18 protein-coding genes are annotated in these 25,502 nt (G+C 71.8%); 8 read left to right on the forward strand and 10 right to left on the reverse strand.

Features of this window, described 5'->3' with window-relative positions; translation table 11 throughout:
* Positions 1-313: 313 nt before the first annotated feature.
* From RBH18_RS32010 to RBH18_RS32025, 4 genes are all read right to left on the reverse strand, one after another.
* Positions 314-2,443 (reverse strand): PhoX family protein, encoded by a 2,130-nt coding sequence (locus RBH18_RS32010; protein WP_306214203.1) that lies wholly within the window; start codon positions 2,441-2,443, stop codon positions 314-316.
* Positions 2,444-2,721: 278 nt separating this feature from the next.
* Complete coding sequence (locus RBH18_RS32015) at positions 2,722-4,788, reverse strand: PhoX family protein (protein ID WP_306214204.1); 2,067 nt, start codon at positions 4,786-4,788, stop codon at positions 2,722-2,724.
* Positions 4,789-5,069: 281 nt separating this feature from the next.
* Complete coding sequence (locus tag RBH18_RS32020) at positions 5,070-6,488, reverse strand: MFS transporter (protein ID WP_306214219.1); 1,419 nt, start codon at positions 6,486-6,488, stop codon at positions 5,070-5,072.
* A gap of 116 nt (positions 6,489-6,604) precedes the next feature.
* Complete coding sequence (locus RBH18_RS32025) at positions 6,605-8,071, reverse strand: glycoside hydrolase family 30 protein (RefSeq protein ID WP_306214205.1); 1,467 nt, start codon at positions 8,069-8,071, stop codon at positions 6,605-6,607.
* A gap of 95 nt (positions 8,072-8,166) precedes the next feature.
* On the opposite strand from RBH18_RS32025, the gene RBH18_RS32030 reads away from it, so the two are divergent.
* From RBH18_RS32030 to RBH18_RS32045, 4 genes are all read left to right on the forward strand, one after another.
* A complete protein-coding gene (locus tag RBH18_RS32030; RefSeq protein ID WP_306214206.1) occupies positions 8,167-9,180 on the forward strand; it encodes a LacI family DNA-binding transcriptional regulator in 1,014 nt (337 codons plus the stop codon).
* A complete protein-coding gene (locus tag RBH18_RS32035; RefSeq protein WP_306214207.1) occupies positions 9,177-10,223 on the forward strand; it encodes a Gfo/Idh/MocA family protein in 1,047 nt (348 codons plus the stop codon). Before RBH18_RS32030 ends, RBH18_RS32035 begins: the two co-directional genes overlap by 4 nt.
* A 57-nt stretch (positions 10,224-10,280) precedes the next feature.
* Positions 10,281-13,268, forward strand: a complete 2,988-nt coding sequence (locus RBH18_RS32040) for a putative bifunctional diguanylate cyclase/phosphodiesterase (RefSeq protein ID WP_306214208.1) — start codon at positions 10,281-10,283, stop codon at positions 13,266-13,268.
* Between the two features lie 77 nt (positions 13,269-13,345).
* Positions 13,346-14,317: an AraC family transcriptional regulator gene (locus RBH18_RS32045; RefSeq protein ID WP_306214209.1), complete on the forward strand. Its 972-nt coding sequence runs from the start codon at positions 13,346-13,348 to the stop codon at positions 14,315-14,317.
* A gap of 10 nt (positions 14,318-14,327) precedes the next feature.
* On the opposite strand, the gene RBH18_RS32050 is transcribed toward RBH18_RS32045, so the two are convergent.
* The 3 genes from RBH18_RS32050 to RBH18_RS32060 form a co-directional block, all read right to left on the reverse strand.
* Positions 14,328-15,074, reverse strand: a complete 747-nt coding sequence (locus RBH18_RS32050; protein ID WP_306214210.1) for a GNAT family N-acetyltransferase — start codon at positions 15,072-15,074, stop codon at positions 14,328-14,330.
* A 274-nt stretch (positions 15,075-15,348) separates the two neighbouring features.
* Entirely contained in the window at positions 15,349-16,275 is a 927-nt protein-coding gene (locus RBH18_RS32055; protein ID WP_306214211.1) for a hypothetical protein, read from the reverse strand.
* A 79-nt stretch (positions 16,276-16,354) separates the two neighbouring features.
* Positions 16,355-16,897 (reverse strand): EXLDI protein, encoded by a 543-nt coding sequence (locus tag RBH18_RS32060; RefSeq protein ID WP_306214212.1) that lies wholly within the window; start codon positions 16,895-16,897, stop codon positions 16,355-16,357.
* Positions 16,898-16,961: 64 nt separating this feature from the next.
* Here RBH18_RS32060 and RBH18_RS32065 point away from each other — a divergent pair, with 64 nt between their 5' ends.
* Positions 16,962-17,810, forward strand: a complete 849-nt coding sequence (locus tag RBH18_RS32065; protein ID WP_306214213.1) for a hypothetical protein — start codon at positions 16,962-16,964, stop codon at positions 17,808-17,810.
* A 201-nt stretch (positions 17,811-18,011) separates the two neighbouring features.
* Here RBH18_RS32065 and RBH18_RS32070 read toward each other — a convergent pair whose 3' ends face one another.
* The 3 genes from RBH18_RS32070 to RBH18_RS32080 all read right to left on the reverse strand — a co-directional run bounded on the left by RBH18_RS32070 (position 18,012) and on the right by RBH18_RS32080 (position 21,352).
* Positions 18,012-18,926, reverse strand: a complete 915-nt coding sequence (locus RBH18_RS32070) for a carbohydrate ABC transporter permease (RefSeq protein WP_306214214.1) — start codon at positions 18,924-18,926, stop codon at positions 18,012-18,014.
* Positions 18,923-19,864, reverse strand: a complete 942-nt coding sequence (locus RBH18_RS32075) for a carbohydrate ABC transporter permease (RefSeq protein WP_306214220.1) — start codon at positions 19,862-19,864, stop codon at positions 18,923-18,925. The genes RBH18_RS32070 and RBH18_RS32075 overlap by 4 nt, the downstream gene beginning before the upstream one ends.
* Positions 19,865-19,981: 117 nt before the next feature.
* On the reverse strand, positions 19,982-21,352 hold the full coding sequence (locus tag RBH18_RS32080; protein WP_306214215.1) for an ABC transporter substrate-binding protein: 1,371 nt from the start codon (positions 21,350-21,352) through the stop codon (positions 19,982-19,984).
* 436 nt (positions 21,353-21,788) lie between these two features.
* On the opposite strand from RBH18_RS32080, the gene RBH18_RS32085 reads away from it, so the two are divergent.
* From RBH18_RS32085 to cydD, 3 genes are all read left to right on the forward strand, one after another.
* A complete protein-coding gene (locus RBH18_RS32085) occupies positions 21,789-23,168 on the forward strand; it encodes a cytochrome ubiquinol oxidase subunit I (protein WP_306214216.1) in 1,380 nt (459 codons plus the stop codon).
* Positions 23,169-23,180: 12 nt separating this feature from the next.
* On the forward strand, positions 23,181-24,176 hold the full coding sequence (gene cydB, locus RBH18_RS32090) for a cytochrome d ubiquinol oxidase subunit II (protein WP_306214217.1): 996 nt from the start codon (positions 23,181-23,183) through the stop codon (positions 24,174-24,176).
* On the forward strand, positions 24,173-25,502 hold a 1,330-nt coding region (gene cydD / locus RBH18_RS32095; protein WP_306214218.1), incomplete at its 3' end, for a thiol reductant ABC exporter subunit CydD. The genes cydB and cydD, both read left to right, overlap by 4 nt.

Here is a 25,502-nt window from a genome sequence, read left to right on the forward strand (position 1 = left end):
CAACAGGCTCGGGGACGGGCGTTTCTGCGTTTGGGGTGGCTCTCGTCGATCTTGCTGCGCTCGCATGGTGTGCCATGTGACCCGCCGCCAATTGCGGCCACATCTCCCTCGGATCCACCTCGATCTTCCTCGGCTACGGGGGAGACGATGGGGGAGATGGGCGAATGGGCGTGTGGCGGTTGCTGCGTCCACGTTCACCCCGGCGGCGGGGAGCGGGCGGGCGGCGTGGGTGAGGCAGGAGCCGGCCGGTGGAGTGATCCGATCGGCCGGCTCCTGCTTTTTCTGTTGTCGGGCGCGGCGGTTGGCGCCCGGGTCAGCTGCCGACCGGGCCGCCGTCGGGGCGCCAGGTGACGACGACGGCGGGGCGGGCGTAGGCGCCGTCGGGCCAGGTGCTGGCCGGGTTCTCGAGGCTGGCGCCGGTGATCTCGCCCGGGTGCTGGACGGCGACGAATACGCTGCGGTCGTCGCTCGTGATGAAGGGGCCGCAGGTCTCGGCGCCCAGGGGGACGGTCAGGAACTGCTTCAGGTGGCCCTTCGACGGTCCCTCGATCGGGGTGGCGAAGAGGCCGTCGTTGCTGCCCAGCGCGTTGCCGTCGGTCGAGATCCACAGGTTGCCGGCGCTGTCGAAGGCCACGTTGTCCGGGCACGAGATGGGGGAGACGGCCGCCTTGTCGTAGCCGCCGAAGTACGTGCCCGCGTCGGCCGGGTCGCCGCACACGATGGGCAGGGCCCAGGTGAAGGTCTCGCCGGTGTGGTCGCCGCGGTCCTCGGTGATTTCGAAGATGTGGCCGTGCTTGTTCGCCGAGCGGGGGTTCGCCTCGTCGACGCCCGGGTTGGTGCCGACCGCGCGGTTGGTGTTGTTGGTCATGGCGGCGTAGATCTTGCCGGTGACCGGGCTGGGCTGGACGTCCTCGGGCCGGTCCATCTTCGTGGCGCCCACGGCGTCACCCGCCAGCCGGGTGAAGGTCAGCACCTCGGCGGCGGTCATCCCCGGCACGAACGACTTGGTGCCGGAGACCAGCTTGATCCACCGGCCCGTACCGTCGAAAGCGCCGTCGGACGGCAGCTTGCCGGTGCCGTCGATCTCCGCCGCGGGGCTGTCGCCGGTCACCTTGGCGACGTAGAGCGTGCCGGATTCGAGCAGCGTGAGGTTGTGCTTGCGGTTGTTCGGCTTGTACACGCCGGCCGAGACGAACTTGTAGAGGTAGTCGAAGCGCTCGTCGTCGCCCATGTACGCGACGACGTGACCGGAACGCGCGATGATGACGTTCGCGCCCTCGTGCTTGAGCCGGCCCATCGCGGTGTGCTTGCGCGGGCGAAATGTCGGGTCCGTCGGGTCGACCTCGACGATCCAGCCGAAGCGGTTCGCCTCGTTCGGGTGCTTGGCCAGGTCGAAGCGCTCCTGCGCCCGCTCCCACCGCCGCGAGTCGGCCGGGATGCGCGTCGTCGTGTTGATGCCGTAGCGGGCGAGGCGGGGCTTGTCGGCCGCCGGGGCGCCGTCGCCGCCGACGAAGTACTGGTTGAAGTTCTCCTCGCCGGACAACACGGTGCCCCACGGGGTGACGCCGCCGGAGCAGTTGTTGAGCGTGCCGATGACCGTGGTGCCCGTACGGTCAGCAGCGGTCCGGACGAACGCGGAGCCGGCGGCCGGGCCGGTCAGCTGGAACTTCGTCGAGAGAGCCGTGATCCTGCGGTTGTAGGGCAGGCGCTTGCCGGTGGCGGGACGCCATTCCCCCGTACGGCCGACGCGCTCGAGCTCCACGACCGACAGCCCGTGCGCGGCCATGGCCACCTCGATCTGCTCCACGGTCAGCGCCTCGAGCGAGGTGAAGCCGGGGAACATGAGGTTCTCGTTGGTGTACTCGTGGTTGACCACGAGCAGGGCGCGCGCGCCGTCCTTGCCCAGCGGCAGCACGCCGACGAAGTCGTTGTTGTAGCCGAACTGCGCGGACTGGCGGGCTGCGGTCTGCTTCGTGACGTCGAGCGCGGGCGCGCCGGGCAGGATCGGGTCGCCCCAGCGCAGCACGACGGACGAGTCGTAGCCGTTGGGGACGATGAACGAGTCCAGCTTGTTCGGCGGGATCGCCTTGAAGCTCAGCTTGCCGGCCTTGCCCTTGGTGAGGTTGCCGAGCATCTCCGGTACGGGCGCCGCGGCGGGAACGGCCGGCGCGGCGGGAGCGGCCGGCGCGGCGGCGGCCGGAGCGGCGGCGGCGGAGGTGGCGCCGGTCGCGCCGAAGCCCAGGACGAGCGCGCCGACGGCCCCGGCCCGGACGACCCCGCGCCGGGTCATGCCGTCGCGGACCACATCGCCCAGGTACGGGTTGTCCGACTCGTTGGGCACCGGGTGGTCACAGGCGTTGCCGCAGCGGTAAAGGCAGGTCATGGCGTCGCGCCCCGGGCCCGAGTGGCCGAGCAGCGGGAGCAGACGAGGGCGTTCTGGCATGTGGGAGCTCCTGGCGGACATTCGTAAGGTGCGGCCGAGGTTTCCAGGGCTCGATGAGTCCCGGCCCGCCAGAAGCTGAACGCCGGGTTAACAGATCCTCCTCGAAGGACATATGCGGTCTTGACGATAGATGTCACATGCAGGTACCGGGTCGGTCCGGCGGTCCCGGGCGTCCTCGTAGCCGGCCGGCAGCGGCGACAGGTCGGCGGTGGACGACGCCGCGCCGTGGTGGACGACGCCGCGCCGTGGTGGACGAGGGCCCGGCGCGGCGGGCGGGGTCAGGTGCCGATCGGGCGGCCGTCGGGGCGCCAGGTGACGACGACCGCGGGGCGTGCGTAGTCGCCGTCGGGCCAGGTGCTGGCGGGATTGTCGAGGGTGGCGCCGGTGATCTCGCCCGGGTGCTGGACGGCGACGAACACGCTCCGGTCGTCGGCCGTCAGGAACGGCCCGCACGTCTCCGCGCCGGGCGGCACGGTCAGGAACTGCTTCAGGTGGCCCCTCGACGGCCCCTCGATCGGGGTGGCGAACAGGCCGTCGTTGCTCTCCAGGGCATTGCCGTCCGTGGCGATCCACAGGTTGCCCGCCCGGTCGAAGGCCACGTTGTCCGGGCACGAGATGGGAGAGACGGCCGCCTTGTCGTACCCGGCGAAATAGGTGGCCGGATCCGCGGGGTCGCCGCAGACGATCGGCAGCGACCACCGGAAGGTTGACCCCGTGTGGTCGCCGCGGTCCTCGGTGATCTCGAAGATCTGCCCGTGCTTGTTGGCCGTCCGCGGATTGGCCTCGTCGACGCCCGGATACGTGCCGACGCCGCGGTTGGTGTTGTTGGTCATGGCGGCATAGATCTTGCCGGTGACCGGGCTGGGCTGAACGTCCTCGGGCCGGTCCATCTTCGTGGCACCCACGGCGTCACCGGCCAGCCGGGTGAAGGTCAGCACCTCGGCGGCGGTCATCCCCGGCACGAAGCTGCGATCACCCGACACGAGCTTGATCCACCGGCCCGTACCGTCGAACAAGCCGTCGGACGGCAGCTTGCCAGTGCCGTCGATCTCCGCCGCGGGACTGTCCCCGGTGACCTTGGCGACATAGAGCGTCCCCGACTCGAGCAGCGTCAGATTGTGCCTGCGGTTGCCGGGCTTGTAGACGCGGGACGACACGAACTTGTACAGGTAGTCGAAGCGCTCGTCGTCCCCCATGTACGCGACGACGTGACCGGAACGCGCGACGATCACATTCGCGCCCTCGTGCTTGAAGCGGCCCATTGCGGTGTGCTTGCGCGGCCGCGCCCCGGGCTCGTAGGGGTCGACCTCGACGATCCAGCCGAAGCGGTGCGCCTCGTTCGGGTGCTTCGCGAGGTCCCAGCGCTCCTGCGCCCGGTCCCACCGGCGCGAGCCGTCCGGGACGCGCTGCGTGGTGGAGATCCCGTAGCGGGCGTAGCGCGGCTTCAGCCCGGCCGGGACCGCGTCGCCGCCGACGAAGTACTGGTTGAAGTTCTCCTCGCCGGACAGCACCGTGCCCCAGGGCGTGACGCCGCCCGAGCAGTTGTTGAGCGTACCGATGGGCGTCGTGCCGGCGGGGTCCGCCGCCGTGCGCAGCCACGACGATCCCGCGGCGGGCCCGGTGAACCGGAACGGCGTCGCCAGCGTGGTGATCCGCTTGTTGTAGGGCAGGCGGCGGCCGCGGACGGGACGCCATCGACCGGTACGCCCGGCCCGCTCGAGCTCCACGACCGACATCCCGTGCGCCGCCAGCGTCACCCGCACCTGCTCGACGGTCAGCGCGTCCAGGCCGGTGAAGCCGGGGAACATGAGCTCCTCGTTGGTGTACTCGTGGTTCGCCACGAGCAGCGCCCGGGTGCCGTCCCGGCCCAGCGGCAGCACGCCGAGGAAGTCATTGTTGTAGCCGAACTGCGCGGCCTGCCGCTCGGCGGTCTGCCGGCGCACGTCGAGGCCGGGCGCCCCGGGCAGGATCGGGTCGCCCCACCGGATGACGACCGCCGAGTCGTAGCCGTTCGGCACGACGACGGTGTCCAGCGTGTTCGGCGGGATCGGCCGGAAGGAGAGCGCGCCGGGCCGCTGCGCCACCGCCGGAGCGGCCTCGCCGGGACGCTTCGCCGCCGCCTCGGCCTCGCCCGCCCCGATCCCGAGGACCAGGGCTCCAGCTGCCCCGCCCGCGATGACGCCGCGCCGGGTGACGCCCGCCCGCACGACGTCCCCGAGATACTCGTTGGCGGACGCGTTGGGCACCGGATGATCGCAGGCGTTCCCACATCGGTAGAGACACGTCATCGGGTCCCGGCCCCCGCCGTGCCCGAGCAGCGGAAGCAAACGCGGTCGATCGGACATCATGCGCCTCCCGGCAGACCTCACCGGCCGCGCCACGCCCGCCGGTGAACCGTTGCGTAACCGGAGGTTAACAGAAAGCGAAGCTGATCCATGTGTCCTGGGCCCGGACTGCCGGAAACGCTCCGTCGATCGAGCGCTTCTCCGGTGGATGCCCGGCCGGACGTCGATGACGACAGGCTCGTCTCCTCGGCGACGATGGTGATCGGCGCTGCATGGTGCCGCTGGCGTCGGGCGGGGCCGCACGGGTCGAGACGGTGCGGCCCGGGCGGCGGGGGTGAGGGTCAGGCGGAGGCGGGCTCGCGGGTGTCGTCGGTGGCGCGGGCGTGGTCGCGGCGTTCGGTGCGGATGTCGAGGAGGGCGGCGAGGAGGGCGACCACGACCAGGGCGATGGTGACCAGGAGGGCGGTGCGGAAGGCGAGGGACCAGTGGCCGCCCTGGGAGGCGAGGCGGTTGAAGAAGACCGAGCCGACCACGGCGATGCCGAGGGCGGTGCCGATGCGCTGGCCGGTCTGGAGGACGGCGCCCGCGCTGCCGGCGCGGCGGACGGGGACCTCGGCGAGGGTGAGGGTCTGGTTGGGGCTGATGACCAGGCCGCTGCCGACGCCGGCGACGAGCAGGGGGAGGGCGGCGGCCCAGCCCGCGCCGTGGCCGGGGACGAAGTGGAGGGCCAGGAGGACGGCGAGCAGGCCCGCGGTGACCAGGGCGAGTCCGATGACGACCAGGGGACGGCCGAAGCGGTTGACGATGCGGCCGCCCAGGGCCGCGGAGACGGCGGAGCCGACCGCGAAGGGGGTCAGGGACAGGCCGGCGAGCAGGGCGCTGTAGCCCAGGCCGCTCTGCAGGTACAGCGTGTAGATGAAGAAGATCGTGGTGAAGCCGGCGAAGTAGAGCAGGCCGATGAGGGCGCCGAGGCCGTACGAGTGGACCTTGAAGAGGCCGAGGTCGACCACCGGGGTCTCGCCGCGGGCCGCGAAGCGGCGCTCCCACGCGACGAAGCCGGCCAGCACGAGCACCGCGGCGACGGTGAGCAGCCACTTGGCGGGGCTCTTCCACTCGCGCTCCTGGACCAGGGGGAGCAGGAGCAGCAGGACGCCGACGCCGAGCAGGGCGACGCCGACCGGGTCGAGGCTCTCGTGGCGCTTGCGGTCCTCCGGGGCGGGGGTCGGGATCCACCTGCGGCCGAGGATGATGGCGGCGATGCCGATCGGCAGGTTGATGAAGAAGATCCAGCGCCAGCCGGTGGAGGCGCCGAGCAGCTGGATGAGCAGGCCGCCGAGCAGCGGGCCGACGGCGGTGGAGACGCCGACCGTGGCGCCGAAGAGGCCGAAGGGCTTGCCGCGCTCCTCGGGCTTGAACAGCTGCTGGATCAGGCCGGAGACCTGCGGGGTGACGATGCCGGCCGCGGCGCCCTGGGCCAGGCGGGCGACGACGAGCCACAGGGCGCTGGTCGCGAGGCCCGCCGCGGCGCTGGCCAGCACGAAGCCGGCCAGGCCGACGACGAAGACGGTGCGGCGGCCGCGGGCGTCGCCGAACCGGCCGGCGGGGACCAGCAGCAGGCCGAAGGTGAGCGCGTAGCCGGACAGGACCCACTGCAGCTCGCCCGGGCTCAGGTGCAGGTCGGACTGGATCGAGGGCAGGGCGACGTTGACGATGCTGACGTCGAGCAGGGTCATGAATCCGGCGACGAGGGCTACCGTCATCGCCTTCCAGCGGTTCTCCACCGGCCCGTGATGCCCGCCCGGGCCGGTGGGAAACCCGTGATCAGCGATACAGGAACGTCGCCAGGGCGCCGCCCGGGCCGGTGGGAAGACCGTGATCAGCGATAGAGGAACGTCGCCAGGGCGCCGCCCGGGAGCTCGTACGCGAAACCGCGCCGGCCGGCCGCGACGGCGAACTGCCGCGGTGTGTCGTCCGGGTTGTTGACGATCAGGGCCGTCGTGCCGTCCGGGTTGCGGAAGGCCACGCTGTCGGCGGAGGAGCTGGCGATGCGCACCGCGCCCGGCCGGACGAACTTGCTCAGGTGCCCGATCGTGAAGTACTCGGCGTTGCGGGTCATGCTGCCGTCGGGCTGCACCGTGACCAGGCCCGTGCAGGTGCCGCAGCCGCCGAGGTGCGGGCCGCCGGTGCTGTCCAGCGCGAGGTTCCAGGTGACCAGCGACTTGGCCCACTCGCGCGTGGTGCCGACGGTCAGCGTCCGCGCGTGCCAGCGCAGCGTGTCCCGGAAGAACTGCGGTGGCGTGTCGTCCGCGCCGTGCGAGCCGGAGCACTCGGTGAACCAGATCCCCTTGTCCGGGAAGGCGGCGTGCAGCGCGCTCTGCGCGGCGGGATCACCCGAATAGCAGTGGTACGCCGTCCCGGCCAGCCACCTGCCGGCGGGCGACGCGAGCAGCCGGTACGGGTAGTCGGTCTCCGGATCCTCGCCCGGCGGCGTGGTGCCGACGTCGCCGGGGTGCGTGCTCCAGTTGTGGTCGTAGCCGAGGACCTTGGTCCGGGGGCTGGCCTTGCGGAGCAGCGGCCCGAGCGCCGTGATCACCTTGGCGGCCTGCGCGACGGGCAGCGCGGTGCCCGGGTAGCCGCCGTCGTGCCGGTTCTGCGGCTCGTTCTGCACGGTCAGGTAGTCGATCGGCACCCCGGCCCGCGCGTACGCCTGCACGTACTTGACCAGGTACCGCGCGTACGCGTCGTAGATCCGCGGGTCGTCCCTGAGGTGGCCGCCGAGCAGCGAATCGGTCGTCTTCATCCAGGCGGGCGGGCTCCACGGCGTACCCAGGACCGTGATCTCGGGGTTGAGCCGGCGGGCCTGGCGCAGCAGCGGGAGGATCCGGGCCTCGTCGCGGGCGATGCTGAAGTGGCGCAGCGCGAAGTCGGTCCGCCCGGCCGGCACGTCGTCGTAGGTGTAGTGGCTCGTGGTGGCCGTGAAGTCCGACGAGCCGATCGGCTGGCGCAGGAAGCTGACGCCGATGCCGGCGCGCGGGTCGAAGAGCGAGCGCATCGCCCGGTCGCGTGCGGTGGGGGTGAGCCGGTGCAGCACCTCCGCAGCCGAGTCCGTCAGCGACGCACCGAAGCCGTCCATGCTCTGGTATCGCACGGCCGGGTCGACCGTGATCGTGGCGAGGTCGCTGCCGCCGCGGGTGAAGGCGACCGGGGGCCGCTCGTGCAGCAGCTCCGCCTGGTCGGGGGTGGTCACCCAGACACGCGCCGGCGCCCGCGAGGCTTGTGCCGGGCTCCCGGTCAGCAGCAGGAGGCCGGCCGCGACGGCGGCGCCCCAGGCTCGACAACGCATGGCCGCTCCCTGAAACAGATGAAACACATGTGCGCTACGGTATCGACAGGAAACAATCCCGAAACGCCAGTGTCAACAGGTCGAGGGTGCCGGGCGTGAAACAACGAGATGTAACAGTGCGCGAGGTCGCGGCGGCGACGGGCGTGTCGATCGCGACCGTGTCCCGCGTGCTCAACGGCCGGGGCAACGTGGCGGCGCCCACCCGCGAGCGCGTCGAGCAGGCCCTGCAGTCCCTCGGTGGCACCGCCCCGCGCCCGCGCGCCGCCGCGCGCCCGATCACCGGGCCGGTGCTGCTGCGCTGTCCCTACCTGCTGACCGACTACTTCGGGATCATCGTGTCGGCGATGGCCGAGTCCCTGGACCGGCACCAGCGGCCGGTGCTGCTCGACGCAGGCGAGGCGGCGCAACAGCACTCGGTCGTCGACCGGCTCGCCCGGCGCTCCGGAGTCGCGGGCGCCCTGCTCGTCCTGCCGCCCGAGCCCGCCGCCGAGCTGGCCGCGCTGCGCCGTAGCCGCTTCCCGTTCGTCATCGTCGACCCGCGCGAGCCCGTGCCCCGCGACACCCCGGCCGTCTCCGCGGCCCACGCCGCCGGCGCCCGCGCGCTCACCGCCCACCTGACCGGCCTCGGCCACCGGCGCATCGGCGTGGTGGCCGGCCCCGACGAGTGGCTGGCCAGCGACGCGCGCCTGGCCGGGCACACCGCGGCGCTCGCCGACGCCGGGGTGCTGCCCGACCCGCGGCTGGTCCGGCACGTCGAGCCGACCGTGGCGTGGGGCCGGCGGGCGGCGGGGGAGCTGCTCGACCTGCCCGATCCGCCGACCGCGATCGTCGGCTTCAACGACAAGGCGGCCGTGGGCGCCCTGCAGGCGGCGGCTCTGCGCGGGATGGACGTGCCGTCCGAGCTGTCCGTGGCCGGCTTCGACGACATCGACCTCAGCCGCGCCACCAGCCCCACCCTCACCACCGTGCGCCAGCCGCTGGCCGAGCTGGGCCGCATGGCGGTGTCGCTGCTGGTCCGCGTGCTCGACCGGCACGAGCTCGAGGCGCTGCACGTCGAGCTGGCCACCGAGCTGGTGGTGCGCGACTCGACGGCTAGGGTGCGGTCATGACGACGTTCGCGGTGGTGGGTGCGGCCTGGCGGGCCGAGATGTTCTGGCGGGTGGCGGCCGGCCTCGACGGCGTACGCTGCGTGGGCGCGATCGTCCGCACCCCGCGCGACCTGCCCGTGCCCACCTTCGCCTCGCTGGCCGAGTGCGTGGCGCGGGCGCGGCCCGACTTCGTGGTGACGGCCGTCCCGTGGGCGGTCAACCCGGGCGTGATCACCGAGGCGGTCGAGCGCGGATTGCCCGTGCTGGCCGAGACGCCGCCCGCCCCCGACGAGGCCGGCCTGCGCGAGCTGTGGGCGGGCGCCGGGGCCTCCGGGCTGGTCCAGGTCGCCGAGCAGTACCTGCTGGTCCCCGCCCACGCGGCCCGGCTCGCCGCGGTGCGGGCCGGGGTCATCGGCACGCCGACCCAGGCGCAGGTCTCCTCGACGCACACCTACCACGCCGTGTCGCTCATCCGCGGCCTGATCGGCGCCGGGCGCGGCCCGGTGACCGTCCGCGCGACGCGCACCACGGCGCCGCTGGTCGACCCGCTGACCCGCGACGGCTGGACCGACGACCCCACGCCCAAGCCGGCCGTCACGACGATCGCCACGCTCGACTTCGGCGCCGGGCTGTCCGGCCTCTACGACTTCACCGACAACCAGTGGCACAACCAGCTGCGCTTCCGGCGGCTGCTGGTGCGCGGCAGCCACGGCGAGCTGCGCGACGACGAGGTGATCCGGCTGACCGCCCCGCGCACGCTCGTCCGCACGCCCCTGGTGCGCCGGCAGACCGGCTATGACCTGGACCTCGACGGCTTCGACACCGACACGATCACCCTCGGCGACCAGGTGCTGTTCCGCAATCCGTACCCGGGAAGGCGCTGGAGCGACGAGGAGATCGCCATCGGCACCCTGCTCGACGCCACCGCGGCCTGGGTCCGCGGCGACGGCCCGGCGCCCTACCCGCTGGCCGACGGCGCGCACGACCACCTGATCGGCCTGGCGATCGACGAGGCGGCGGAGACCGGCGAGCCGGTGACGACGGCACCGGCGCCCTGGGCCTGAGGACGGCCCAGCTCAGGAAACGGTCAAGATCCGGGGGCCCGTGCCGATCAGAAGGGCATGACGAGCAGGTACGGCCGGGCCGGCTACCTGGCGTGGCTGGCCGTGCTCACCGTGGCCTACTACGCGTGGCCGGCGCAGCACCTCCTCCTGTGGGCGCTCATCGGGCTCACCGGCATCACGGCGATCGTGGCGGGCGTGCGCGCCCACCGGCCCGCCCAGCGGCTGCCCTGGTACCTCATCGCCGCCGCGCTGACGCTGTTCATCGCCGGCGACACGCTCGCCAACACCTATCTCGCGGTGGGCGTGCAGTATCCGTATCCGGGGCCCTCCGACGTGCTCTACCTGCTCGTCTATCCGCTGCTCGCGGCCGGGTTGATCCTCTTCGTGCGCGCCCGCGCCGGCGACCGCAACCGGGCGGCGCTGCTGGACGCGCTGGTGCCCACGGCGAGCTTCGGGCTGCTGTCCTGGGTCTATCTGATCGCGCCCTTCGCCCGCGCCACCGACATGGGCGGGCTGGAGAAGGCGGTCTCGGTCGCCTACCCCCTCGGCGACGTGCTGGCCCTCGCCATCCTGCTGCGCCTGGCCACCGTGCCGGGACGCAAGCCGGCCGCGCTCAAGCTGCTCACCGTGGCGGTCGTCGGCCTGCTCTGCTCGGACGTGCCGTTCAGCCTCGCCCGCCTCGACGAGGACTGGGCGATCGGCGGGCCGGTCGACCTCGGCTGGGTGCTGCTCTACGGGTGCGCGGGCCTGGCCGCGCTGCACCCGTCGATGCGCACGCTCACCGGGGACCCCGACGCCGCGGCACCCGTACCCACCGCCTCCGCCGAGTTCCGCCGGCTGATCCTGCTCACCGGCGCCTCCCTCATCGCCCCGGCGGTCCTGCTCGCCCAGCACCTGCACGGCGGGGTCGTCGACGCGCCCGTCATCGCGGCCGCCGCGGCGGTCATGTTCGTGCTGGTCATGGCGCGCGTCCACGGCCTGATCGCGGAGCAGCGCCAGGCCCAGGACCGGGAACGCGCCCTGCGCGAGGTGGCCGGCAAGTTCAACGTCGCCACCACGCTGGAGGAGGTGCGTGCCGCCTCCCGCGAGGTCATGCGCGAGCTGCTGCCCGAGGACGTCCGGGACCGGTACGTCCAGCTGCCCCCGTGCCCGGGCCCCTTCCAGCCCGGCGTCACGATCGTCGCGCACGGGCCGGACCTGCACCGCATGCGAGCCGTCGTCATGCTGCACGGCGCCCCGCTGCGAGCCGTGATGATGGAGGTGACCGGGCCGCTCGCCGAGCTGCGTGCCGTGCTCCCGACGGTGCAGGCGCTGCGGTCCCAGATCAGCACCGTCGTGCAGCGCATCGCGCTGGCCTCCGAGGTCAGCCGGCGCGACGGGGAGGCGTACTTCCGGACCCTGATCCAGAGCGCGTCCGACGTCATCCTCATCGTGGGCACCGACGAGCTCATCCGGTACGCCAGCCCGTCCGCCGGCACGCTGTTCGGCTACGACGACCTGGCCGGCTCGCCGTTGCAGCGGATCATCGCGGACACGCACCACGACTCGCTGCGCGCGGCGCTGGCGCTGGGCGGCTCCGGGCGTACGGGCGAAGGGGTCGACCTGACCGCCGTGCGCGCCGACCGCCGCCTGCTGCAGGTCGAGTGCACGATCCGGGACCTGCGCGACGATCCGACCGTACGCGGGCTCGTGCTGACCGTCCGCGACGTCACCGAGCGCCGCCGCCTCGAGAACGACCTCGCGCACCAGGCGTTCCACGACGGGCTGACCGGGCTCGCCAACCGGGTGCTGTTCCGCGAGCGGCTCGAGCACTCCTACGCCCGCGCCGAGCTGGCCGGGCAGGGCGTCGGCGTCCTCTTCGTCGACCTGGACGACTTCAAGGAGGTCAACGACACCCTCGGGCACGCGGTCGGCGACCAGCTGCTCGTGGCCGTCGCCGAACGGATCACCTTGGCGATCGGCAAGCACAACACCGCCGCGCGGATGGGCGGCGACGAGTTCGCGATCCTGGTCGAGGACGGTCTCGCCGAGGAGATCGCCGCGCGCGTGGTCGCCGCCCTGGCCGTGCCCGTGGAGGTCAGCGACGGGGTCGGCGGCAGCAACATCGTCAGCGGGGCCGCCAGCGTCGGCGTCGCCACCAGCGCCGACGCCAAGAACCCGACCGAGCTGCTGCGCCACGCCGACCTGGCGCTCTACCTGGCCAAGGGCGCCGGCAAGGGCGACTGGAAGCGCTACCAGAGCGACCTGCACACCGCCATGGTCGAGCGCCTGGCCCTGCGCGCCTCGCTGCTGGAGGCGGTCGAGCACGAGCAGTTCGTGCTGCAGTACCAGCCGATCGCCGACGTGCGCACCGGCATCGTCGTCGGGCTCGAGGCGCTCGTGCGGTGGCAGCATCCCGAGCGGGGACTGCTCGGGCCGTACCACTTCATCGAGCTCGCCGAGGAGAGCGGCGCCATCGTCGGCATCGGCGAGCGGGTGCTGCGCGAGGCGCTGCGGCAGTTCGCGTCGTGGCACCGGGAGAACCCGGGCACGCCGCTGCGCTACATCAGCGTCAACGTGTCCGCGCGGCAGTTCCGCCAGCCCGGGTTCGTCGACCGGGTCCGCGCCGCGCTCGCCGACGCGGGCGCCGAGCCGCGCTGGCTGCTGCTGGAGATCACCGAGAGCCTGGTCCTGCGCGACGCCGAGCAGGTCTGGGCCGACCTGGAGACGCTGCGGGCGCTCGGCTGCCGGATCGCGATCGACGACTTCGGTACGGGCTACTCGTCGCTGAGCTACCTGCGCCAGATGCCGGTCGACGTCCTGAAGATCGACAAGTCGTTCATCGACGACATCATCGCCAGCAAGCAGCAGCGCGCCCTGGTCAACGCGATCGTCACGCTGGCACGCAACCTCGACCTCACGGTGATCGCCGAGGGGATCGAGAGCCCGGACCAGCGGTCGATGCTGGGGCGGATGGGCTGCCCGTACGGTCAGGGCTATCTGTTCTCCCGCCCGGTCTGGCCGAACCAGATCCCCGAACTCACGGGTGCCGTCGTCCTGGCATGACACCTGAGGCTTAACCGGGCGTTCAAGTCTTCGCACGGCGGACCGCACGTCGTAACGTCCGGCGGGAGGAGGAAGCCATGCCCGTTGAGCACGTCCCGATCGTCCGCACCGCCCTGGACTCCCGCGACTTCGACGAAGTGCGCGACATGATCAGCCGCCGGTACGTCCAGCATGTGCCGCGCGTCGTCGGCACCGCGCGCGACTTCGTGTTCCGGTCCCGGACCGTGTCGGCCGGCGAGGTGCTCATCGACCAGCCGACCTACCGGGCGTGCGTGGCGTTCGACACGGAACCGTTCGAGACGCTGCTGGTCGCCTCCGTGCTCGAGGGCCGCTACTCCGTGACCGGCGGGCACCGGCACGGCCGGGCCGCGGCCGGCGAGGTCCTGCTCTATCCCCCCGGCGCCGGCCTCGACATCGTGCTGGACCACAGCCGGCAGTGGATCACCCAGCTCCCCATGGACACGGTGACCCGCGTCGCCGGCCGCCTCGGCGTCAAGGCGGCGGACTTCCGCTTCGACGCGGCGGAACCGGTCACCGCCGAGGCCGGACGCCGCTGGGCGGACACCGTCGTCTACCTGGCCCGGATGCTCACCGCGCCCGGCCAGTCCGGCATCCACCCGCTGCTGCTGTCCACCGTGGTCGACACCGCCGCGGCGACCGCGGTGACCGTGTTCCCCAACACCACCATGGCCCTGGACTACGTCTCGGGCCCGCAGCGGACCGCCCCGGCCGCCGTGCGCCGCGCCGTCGCCTACATCGACGCGCACGCCTCCGAGCCGATCACGCTGGAGGACATCGCGACGGCGGCCGGGCTCGGAGTGCGCGCCCTCCAGGCCGGCTTCCAGCGGCACCTCGACACCACGCCGGTCGGCTACCTCTTCCGGGTGCGGCTCGAGCACGCCCACCGCGACCTGCAGGCCGCCGACCCCGCCGGGGGCGACACCGTCGCCGATGTCGCCCACCGGTGGGGCTTCGCGCACCTGGGCCGCTTCGCCGCGCGCTACCGCAGCGCGTTCGGCCGGCGGCCCAGCGAGACGCTGCGCACGTAGGTCCCGGGAGTCAGGCCGACATGTACAGCCGGCGGCCCGCCGGGCGGTAGCCGATGCGCTCGTAGATCCGGCCCGCCTGCGGCCCCGACGCCTCCAGCCAGGCCAGGTCGCCGCCGCCGGCGAACAGCCGCGCGGTGATGCCCGCGGTCAGGGCGGCGGCGAGACCCCGGCGACGGTACGGCGGGCGGACCGCGATGCCGGCGACCTCGCTCACGCCGTCGTGGGGCGCGACCGCCTGCCCCGCGCCGGCGACGACGCCGTCCGCCGTGGCGACCAGGGTGACGCCGCCGTTGGTGTGCACCCGGCGCAGGCGGGCGCCGTCCTCGGGCGTGACCCCCGCCGGGTCGTCGCCGAAGCTCTCGACCTGGGCGGCGGCCATCGCGACGTAGTCGCCGGGCTCCCCGAGGACGAAGCCGTCCGGGGTGGGCGGCGTCACGAGCAGGCCGGGCGTGCAGATCAGATAGTCGTGCTCCTCCTCGACGGTGAACCCCTGGTCCAGCAGGAGCTGGTGCAGGGCGGGGGCGGTGCCGGCGACATACTCGAGCCGGGGCTTGCGCCGCGCCGCGGTGAAGGCGGCGACCAGGGCGGTGACGTCGGCCGCGGTGATCGTCGCGCCGGGGCGCGGGGTGGCGTAATTGATGCCGGGGCTGTCGGTGCCGGGATCGAAACCGGCGACGAAGGGGCCCACCTCGGTCGCGGCCGGGCGGCGGGACAGGTTGGCGACGACGGACAGTTGGATGCGGGCATCCAGGGACACTGTGGCTCCAGGAAAGAGGTGACGAGAAAGGACACAGAGCCGCCTGAAAGCTCGGACACCCGCGCGCGCATGGTCAGCGGCGGATGCTCAGGCGGCCTCTCGGCGCGCCGTGATCACAGGCGTCAGTCCCTCGTGCACCGTGCCGGAGCGGGGTCGCCCGGCTGCCCCGCAAGATTGCCAGAGCGCCTGCCGGGCTGTCAAAGCTTTTCCGGCCCCGCCCCGGACGATCGGCCCGAGCGGGTGCGTCCGGCGGCTGCCGGGGCAGCCGTCCGGGTCAGGGGGTTGCGTCCGGCCGGGTCGCCCGCCGGTGCCGGGCTCGGCGGACGGCGGTGTCGCCCGCGACGACAAGTCCGGGCAGGGAGCCGAGCAGGACGATCAGCGGTACGGGCCAGGTCCGGACAACCGGTGCGGCGCCGCGTGCCAGCGGCTGCACCCCGTATTCGGCCGGCTCGCACGCGACGGTGTAGGAGCCGGCCGACGGCGTCGAGAAGATCGCCACTATGAGGTCCGTCGTGGCGTCGTGGCTGTTGTTGACCGGAACGGTCAGCCGCGTGGCCGGCTCGCCGGTGACCCCGGGCCCGCTGACCCGGCACGGGGACGGCTGCCCGGCGCCGAACCGATGGATGGCGAAGCGCCCGGCGGCAGTGGCCTCGACGACATGGCTGCCGTATCGGAAGCGGGGCTCGCCGCCGGCCCCGTGCAGAACGGCGACATCCGTGGTGGGGAAGATCAGATATCCGCCCAGCGCGGCCAGCAAGCCACCGGCGGCGTACCTGGAGCGGCCCGGCGGGCCGGCGCCCATCCGGAGCCCCAGGGCGAAGCCCGGCACCCCGCCCGCCGTCGCGGCCGGCAGCGCGACCAGCCCGAGCCACCCCACCGGATCGCCGAACGGGATGACCCACCGGTACAGAGCCAGCGAGGCCAGCAGGTACAGCGCTCCGGAGAAGGTGGCGGCCAGCAGTGCCGACACGAAGCCTTCCGGGGTGCGCCGCCGCCCGGTTCCCGCCGTCCACCGGGCCGCCGCCACGGCGCCGAGCACCGGCATGGCGGCCTGCGTCCACCAGAACACGTCCCCGGCGCGCGGGGACACCTCCACGACCCGGGCGTTGGACAACACCGCCGCGGGCACGGTCACCAGGAACAGCGCGGCCCACACAGCGGCGCTGGGCAACGCTCGCGCCGCCCGGTGCCATCTCGTCACAGGAGAAAGCTAATCGCCATGGCAGCTTTCCGAGCCCGGAATGGTGCTTGCGGACCCTCCTCGGCAGCCTCGGCGGGTGTCAGATGTCGAGGTCCTCGATGTCGGGCTCGGACTGGATGGTGAGCAGGGCGATCTCGAAGAGCTCGGGCGGCAGGAGCAGGGCCAGCTCGTCCGGGGTGTCGACCACGGCGAAGGTCGCCTGGGCCGGGGTGTGGAGCCAGGCCTGGTCGGGCGACCAGTCGCCGAGCCAGCCGCGCCAGCCGGTGGTCCACTTGCGGCTGCGCTCGGCGTGGGGGCCGACCGGGATGTGCAGCTCGGAGCGGGCGTGGTGGACGGCGAAGCGGCCCTTGCTGGTGCGGAAGAGCGAGTAGGTCTCCTCGCCCTCCCCGGTGGACGCCTTCCACTCGCCGAGGGCGGTGCCGAGGAAGCGCTTGACGCCGGCCTTGCCGACGCCGACCTTCACGGTGATCTCGTCGAAGCCGGACTGCTTGGCCTCCTCGGTCTCGACGAGCCGGCGCACCGCGGTCACGATCGTGGCGGAGAGCGCGGTGCCGGTGAGGTCCTGCGCGCGGGCCAGCAGCGGGAGGTCGTCGTCCGCGACGTAAATCGTCTTGTTGGGCATGCGAGCCACGGTACTACGTACAAGTATGCGTATACCAGGGGCGGCGGGCCGGTACGGTGATCGCATGTCGTTGATCCGCCACGAGCCCTTGTTCGAGACGGCCGACGGCCAGGGGCTGTGGGCGCGGGTGCCCGATCCCGCCGAGTTGCCCGCGGACGCCCGGTGGGTGCCGGCCAACGGGTTCTGGCTGCACACCCCGGAGGGCGCCGGGGCGTGGCGGGTGCAGGTGCCCTGGGACGCGTTCGAGTCGTGGGCCGCGCTGCTGGCCGCCCGCTTCGGCGCCGTGCCCGGGGGCGGGGAAGCGGAACGCGCCTGGGCGCACATCGGCGCGCTGGTGGAGCGGGGAGTGCTCGATGCCTCGCTGACCGCGGAGGAGAACGTCGGCCGGGTCGCCGGGCTGGTGTGGGAGGCCGGCTACGAGCCGCGCCTCGACCGGCCGGTCAAGGGCTCGTGGAACGGCTGGTTCCAGCAGCCCGGCCCGGCGACGGACCGGCGGGTGGAGAACCTCGGTTCCGCCTCCACTCCCGGCTACTACTCGGGCACCTACGACCACCACCGCCTGCACCTGATCGTCGACGGGCCGGGCCACGGCGCGCGGCGCAGCATCGCCTTCCTGCACGACCACGAGATCGACGACGGCGACTGGGGGGCGAACATGCACGACGTCGGGTGGGTGCGCACGCCCTACTCATCGCTGCCGGCGCTCGCCACCCACCTGGGCGCCGGCGACGGCGATGCCGAGGAGCGGCTGGTGGCGGGCTTCCGGGCCCGGGCCGGGCGGGACGAGTTCGCCGACGTGACCGGCGAGCCGGGGCCGGTCGGCAAGGCGCTCACGCTCTTCGAGGCGGCCGGCGTGATCGCCCAGCGCCGCTCCGAGAGCTTCACCGGGGCGTCCTGCCACCCCTGGTGGTGAGCGTGCGCACGACGGCCCGGCGGCGGGCCGCGGGGGGCGTGCCGGGCCGGGGACGGCAGGTCAGCCCGGATGCGCGCGGCAGACGCGTGACGCGGCAGCCAGGTCGCGGGGACGGGGTGGGACATTTCGGGTGCGCGTATTCATAAAAAGACCCGCAGCCCACCAGCAGAAGGCGAGCCGCGGGTCTTCACATCCGAAAAACTACCCCTTGACGCTGCCGGCGAGGAGGCCTCGGACGAAGTAGCGCTGCAGGAACAGGAAGATCGTCACCGGGACGAGGATCGACACGAAGGCGCCCGCGGAGAGCAGGTGCCAGGCCGTGCCGCGCGTGCCGGTGAGGTTGGCCAGCGCCACGGTGATGGGGGCGATGGCGTCGCCGCCGCCGCCGAAGACCAGGCCGACCAGCAGGTCGTTCCAGACCCAGAGGAACTGGAAGATGGCGAAGGCCGCGAGCGCCGGGCGCAGCAGCGGGAGCAGCACCCGGAAGAAGATGGACACGTGGCCCGCACCGTCCACGCGCGCCGCCTCCAGCAGGGAGGCGGGGATGTCGCGCATGAAGTTGTGCAGCAGGTAGATGGCCAGCGGCAGGCCGAAGATGGCGTGCGACAGCCAGATGGTCCAGAAGGTGTTCGCCACGCCCGCGTCGACGTAGAGGGTCAGCAGCGGGATCAGCGTGACCTGCAGCGGGACGACCTGCAGGGCGAAGATCACCAGGAACAGGAAATTGCGGCCCGGGAACCTGATCCAGGCGAACGCGTAGGCCGCGATGGTCGCCAGGGTCAGCGGGATCACCACCGAGGGGATGGTGATGACGATGCTGTTGATGAAGTACGAGCCCAGGCCCGCACCCTCGTCCGCGTCGAGCACCGCCTTGTAGTTGTCCAGGGTCAGCACCGGGTTGGAGAAGAACGTCCACCAGCCGGTGGTCTTGATCGCGCGCTCCGGCCGGAACGACGAGACCAGCAGGCCGAACGTCGGCACGGTCCACAGCACGGCGATGACGATCGCGGCGATCGACGCGAACGGGGAGCTGAGCTTGCGCTTGGCCACCGCGGCCGCGGAGATGTCCTTCGCCTTGACCGGCACCGACGGGGTGGCGGGGGTTGTGGTGGTCATAGCGCCTCCGAGCGGCGGAGCTGCCGGATGTTGTAGACGACGATCGGGATCACGAGGACGAACAGCAGGACCGCGAGGGCCGCGCCCAGGCCCTGGTTGTCGCTGCGGAAGCTCTGGCTGTAGAACTCGTTCGCGATCACGCTCGTGTTGAACTGGCCGCCGGTCATGGTCCGCACGATGTCGAAGACCTTGAGCATGGCGATGGCGATCGTGGTGAGCACCACGACCACGGCCGGGCGGATGGCCGGCAGGGTGACGAAGCGGAACATGCCCCACGTGGTGACGCCGTCGAGGCGCGCGGCCTCCACGATGTCGTCCGGGATGGCCTTGATGGCCGCGCTCAGCACGGTCATCGCGAAGCCGGCCTGGATCCAGATCATGACGACGATCAGCAGCAGGGTGTTCCACGGCGAGTTGACCAGCCACTGCTGCGGGCTGCCGCCCACCCAGACGAGCAGCTGGTTGAGCAGGCCGATCTGCTTCACGTTGCCCTGGTCGGGGCGGTACTCGTAGATGAACTTCCAGATGATCGACGCGCCCACGAAGGAGATCGCCATGGGCAGGAAGATCAGCGCCTTGGCGAAGTTCTCGAAGCGGGACTTGTCCACCAGGATGGCGTAGAGCAGGCCGACGCCCGTGGCCACGAACGGGGTGACCAGCACCCACAGCACCGTGTTGCCGAGCACCGTGAGCTGGTCGCCGCTGGTGAAGATCGTCTCGTAGTTGCCGAACCCGATGAACGCCTTGCCGGCGGCGTCGAAGAACGACTCCCAGATGGTGCGCAGGCCCGGGTAGACCAGGCCGACGGCCAGCATGATCAGGGTGGGGGCGAGGTAGAGGTAGGCGGTGACCCGGTCGGCCCGCCTGCCCCGGGCCAGGCTGGCCAGGAAGAGGATGAGCCCGACGACCGCGCAGAAGAGCAGAATCGCGCCCAGCATGAGCGCGAGCTTGCCGGCGTTGCTCTCGGGTGTTGACACGTGACCCGTACTCCTTTCAGGTCCTAGGAGAGAAGGGGCCGGTTGCCTCATCGGCAACCGGCCCCGGGTGGTGCTAGATCACTTCTTGGGCCACGCGGCTTCGACGTTGTCGACCGTGGTCTTGGTGTCCTGACCGGTCACCCAGCTGGTGAGCTGCTTGAAGATCGCGTTCGAGCCGACGGCGGCCGGCATCTGGTCCGAGCCGTCGAAGCGGAACACCGTGCTCGGGTTCTGCAGCAGCTCGGCCGACAGCTTGTCGATCGGGTTGCTGACCTTGTTGATGTCCAGGCCCTTGTTCGCGGAGATCCAGCCCTGCGACAGCGACGCCTTGATGTTGGCCCAGGTGTCGGTGGACAGGTAGGTCTGGAACGCCTTGACCTCGGGGCGGTCGGCGAACGCGAGGTTGAACTCGCCGCCGCCGAGCACCGGCTTGCTGCTGGCGTCCTTGCCCGGCAGGTAGAACGCGAAGACGTCGCCGTCCTCGGCCACCTTGACGTCCTTCGGGAAGTTGGCCGCGTAGAAGCTCGCCTGGCGGTGCAGCGAGCAGGTGTTGCCGTCGACGATCGGCAGGCCCGCGTCCTGGAACGTGGTGGTGGCGATGCTCTTGACGTCGCCGAGGCCGCCGTTGACGTACTTGTCGTTCTTCACGTACGCGCCGACCGCGTCGAGCGCCGCGGTGGACTCGGGGCCGTTGAAGGCGATCTCGTGCTTGACCCACTTGTCGTAGGTCTCCGGCCCGTACAGCCGGAGCATGAAGTCCTCCTGCCAGTCGGTGAGCGGCCAGCCGGTCGCCTCACCGCTGCTGATGCCGACGCACCACGGCTTCTTGCCGTCGGCGACCATCTTGTCGCTCAGCGCCTTGAGCTCGTCCAGCGTGGTCGGCACGGTGTAGCCGGCGTCGGAGAACTCGCTGGGGGAGTACCACACCAGCGACTTCACGCTCGCACCCGAGGGCGCGGCGTAGAACTTGCCGTTCGCGCTGCCGTACGCCTTCCAGTCCTCGCCCCAGAACTTGTCGACGTTCGCGGCCACCTCGGCCGGCGCCTCGACGGCCTTGCCCGTGGCGACCAGCTGCTGCAGCAGGCCGGGCTGCGGCACGATGGCGATGTCCGGCGGGTTGCCCGCCTTGGCGCGGACCAGGACCTGCGCCTCGAAGGACTTGTCGCCCTCGTACTTGATCGTGACGCCGGTGCAGTCCTCGAACGGCTTGTACGAGTCCTTGTAGGCCTTGTCCTCCGGCGTGACGATGCCCGTGTAGACCGAGACCGTCTTGCCCTTCAGGTCACCGTAGGAACTGAACTGCGAGCAATCGATGGACTGCGCCTCGGCGGTCGCATCGTCGTCCGAGTCGTCACTGCCGCCGCACGCGGCCAGGCCGAACACCAGGCCGACGCCCAGCGTGCCGGCCAGCGCACCACGCAGGCGCTGACTCTTCGCAAGACCGAACATGCCTCTCCCTATGTCATCTTCACGCCGGGGCGTGACTACGCCGTCACCGTCTCCGGTTTCCCCCGGCTGTCAGTCAAGAGCGGGCCGGGCTGTTTCGCAATGTTTCCGAATGATCAACCGGGTAACGATTCGGCACAGGGAGCGCACGTCAGCGATTCGGAAATAAGATTAACTATTTTTGAATGCAGCTCATGATGGCTTTCTCATCCATGAGCGCCGATGCGGTGACGTTGCTGACCCCGCAAGATTTTTCATGGCCGGAGGGTTGGGAGCGCTCCCATTTATCGGTGGAAAGCGTCCGTGGAGGTCAATTCCCGCGTGTCGGGGGAGGAAAGGGGCGAATCGCCGCACGGGCCCGGGAGGACGGGACTTTCGGCCCTGAGCGGGCGCGCCGATGATCGTGAGACTCGGGGCGTAACCGTGGAAAGGACCCCCCGTGGACGCGCTCGACCTCGCCCGATGGCAGTTCGGCATCACCACCGTGTACCACTTCCTGTTCGTGCCGATCACGATCGGGATGTCGCTGCTGGTCGCCGGGATGCAGACCGCCTGGGTGCGCACCGGCAAGGAGCACCACCTGCGGGCCACCAGGTTCTGGGGCAAGCTCTTCCTCATCAACTTCGCCATCGGCGTGGTCACCGGGCTGGTCCAGGAGTTCCAGTTCGGGATGAACTGGTCGGACTACTCGCGCTTCGTCGGCGACGTCTTCGGGGCGCCGCTGGCCATCGAGGGGCTGCTCGCCTTCTTCCTCGAGTCCACGTTCCTGGGCCTGTGGATCTTCGGCTGGGACCGGCTGCCGAAGAAGATGCACCTGGCGACGATCTGGCTCGCCGGCCTCGGGACCGTGCTGTCGGCCTACTTCATCCTGGCGGCCAACTCGTGGATGCAGCACCCGGTCGGCTACACCATCGACGCGGCGACCGGGCGCGCCGAGCTCACCGACATCGGGCGGGTGCTCACCCAGAACACGACGCTGGTCACCTTCGCGCACACCATCACCGCGTGCTTCGTGACCGCCGGCGCCGTGCTGCTCGCGGTCAGTGCCTGGCACCTGCGGCGCGGCAACCAGACCGAGGTCTTCCGGCCCGGGCTCAAGCTCGGCGCGTGGGTGGTGCTCGTCGCCGGCCTCGGCACGATGATCTCCGGCGACCTGCAGGCCCGGATCATGACCGAGCAGCAGCCGATGAAGATGGCCGCCGCCGAGGCGCTGTACACGACCTCGCAGCCGGCCAGCTTCTCGGTCTTCACGATCGGCTCCCTCGACGGGTCCTCGGAGATCGCCAGCATGCGGGTGCCGAACCTGCTGTCGTTCCTGGCGACGGGCTCGCCCGACGGCCGGGTCGAGGGCATCGACGACCTGCAGGCCGCGTACGAGCAGAAGTACGGCGAGGGCTCCTACCAGCCCTACGTCCCGGTCACCTACTGGGGCTTCCGGTTCATGATCGGCTTCGGCGGGCTGGCGATGCTCGTGGCGCTGGCGGCGCTGTGGTTCACGCGTCGCGGGCGTACGCCGGGCAACCGCTGGCTGTGGCTCGCGGCGATCGCGTCCGTCGGGATGCCGCTCGCGGCCAACAGCTTCGGCTGGATCTTCACCGAGATGGGCCGGCAGCCGTGGGCGGTCTTCGGCTTGTTCACCACGGCCGACAGCGTGTCGCCGTCGGTCAGCACCGGGGAGGCGGCGACCTCGCTGATCGTGCTGACCGTGCTCTACGGGGTGCTCGCGGTCATCGAGGTCGGGCTGTTCGTCAAGTACGCCCGCCGCGGCTACGTCGAGCCGGCCGAGCAGACCGATCGCACCCTCGCCTTCGCCTACTGATCCGGAGCCGTCATGGAACTCACCACCGTCTGGTTCGCGCTCATCGCCCTGCTCTGGGCCGGCTACTTCCTGCTGGAGGGCTTCGACTTCGGCGTCGGCATCCTGCTGCCCGTGCTGGGCCGCGGCGACCGGGAACGCCGGCTGCTCATCAACACCATCGGGCCCGTCTGGGACGGCAACGAGGTGTGGCTCATCGTGGCCGGCGGCGCCACGTTCGCGGCGTTCCCCGAGTGGTACGCCACCCTGTTCTCCGGGTTCTACCTGCCGCTGCTGCTCATCCTGGTCGCGCTGATCGTCCGCGGGGTCGCCTTCGAGTACCGCGGCAAACGCGACGGCGCGCGCTGGAAGAAGCGCTGGGACATCGCGATCGTCGTGGGCAGCGTGCTCCCGGCGGTGCTGTGGGGCGTGGCGTTCGGCAACATCGTGCGCGGGATCGAACTGGATGCGAACCACGAGTACGTGGGTGGCTTCGCCGACCTGCTGAATCCGTACGGGCTGCTCGGGGGTCTCACGACGCTGACGCTGTTCACTCTGCACGGCGCGGTGTTCCTGGCGCTCAAGACCGGCGGCGAGATGCGCGTCCGGGCCGGTCGCCTCGCCGCGCGGCTCGCCCCGCCCGCCGTCGCCGTCGCGGCCGCGTTCCTGCTCTGGACCGTGCTCGCCCACCCCGACCTGGCCGGCGGGATCCTCGCGGCGGCCGCGGCGGTCGCGCTGATCGGCGCCACGCTCTTCCTCCGCGTACGCCGGGAGGGCTGGGCGTTCCTCGCCACCGGCGCCACGCTCGTGCTGGCCGTGTTCGCCCTCTTCGTGACGCTGTTCCCCACCGTGATGCCGTCCTCGCTGGCCGACGCCAACAGCCTCACCACGACGAACGCCTCGTCGAGCCACTACACGCTGACCGTGATGACGTGGGTCGCCGTGTTCTTCACGCCGGTCGTGCTGCTCTACCAGGGGTGGACGTACTGGGTGTTCCGCAAACGCCTGACCATCGAGCGGATCCCGGCGTGAAACCCCTCGACCCCCGCCTGCTCCGGTACGCGCGGCCGGCGCGCACGTACCTCGCGGTGACCGTCGCCCTCGGGGCGGTCCTGGCCGGGCTGATCGTGGCCCAGGCGACGCTGCTCGCCGACGCCGTCACCACGGTGTTCCTCCACGGCGGCCCGATCGGCGGGACCGTGGTGCTCCTGGCCGGCGTCGTCGCCCTGCGAGCCCTGGTCGCCTGGGCGCAGGAGGTGGTGTCGGCGCGGGCGGCGGCCGGGGTCAAGTCGGTGCTGCGGCGCAAGGTGCTGGCGCACGGCGTCGCCTCGCCCACGGGTCAGGTCACGGCGCTCGTGACGCGGGGGCTGGACGCCCTCGACGCGTACTTCGCGAAGTATCTGCCGCAGCTGGTGCTCGCGGCGCTGGTGCCGGCGATCGTGCTGGCCCGGCTGCTCGGCGCCGACCTCACCGCCACCCTGACGGTGGCGCTCACCCTGCCGCTGATCCCGCTCTTCATGGCCCTGGTCGGCATGCACACCGAGGCGGCGAACCGGCGGCAGTTCCGGCTGCTCGCCCGGCTGGGACACCACTTCCTCGACGTGGTGTCCGGGCTGCCGACGCTGAAGATCTTCGGGCGGGCGCGGGCGCAGGCCGGCATCATCCGGCGGATCAGCGAGGAGCAGCGCCGGGTGACCATGCGGACGCTGCGCACGGCCTTCCTGTCGTCGCTCGTGCTCGAACTGCTGGCCACGCTGTCGGTCGCGCTGGTGGCCGTGGGCATCGGGCTGCGGCTGGTCAGCGGGCACCTCGACCTCGAGACCGCGCTGCTCGTGCTGATCCTGGCGCCGGAGGCGTACCAGCCGCTGCGGCAGGTCGGCGCGCACTACCACGCCAGCGCCGAGGGCGTGGCGGCGGCGGAAGAGGCGTTCGCCGTGCTGGACACGCCCGTGCCGGTGCGCGGATCCGGGCCGGCGCCGGCGGGATCCATCGTCTTCGAGCGGGTGTCGGTCTGCTATCCGGGGCGTCCTTCGCCGGCGCTGCGGGACTTCAGCGCCCGGATCGCGCCGGGGGAGATCGTGGCGCTGACCGGGCCGAGCGGGTGCGGCAAGTCGACGGCGCTGGGAGTGTTGATGGGCTTCGTGACACCGGCGTCCGGGCGGGTGACCGTCGGGGGTGTCGATCTGGCCACAGTGGACCCCTCGTCGTGGCGGGCGCGGATCGCCTATGTGCCGCAACGGCCGCACATCTTCGCGGGGACCGTGCTGTCCAACATCTCGCTCGGCGGGTCGTCCGGATCCATCGACGGGGCGGGCATCGACTTCGGCCTCGACACCGTGGTGGGGGACGGCGGGGCGG

The sequence above is a fragment of the Actinoplanes oryzae genome (genome assembly GCF_030757795.1).
GTDB lineage: Bacteria > Actinomycetota > Actinomycetes > Mycobacteriales > Micromonosporaceae > Actinoplanes.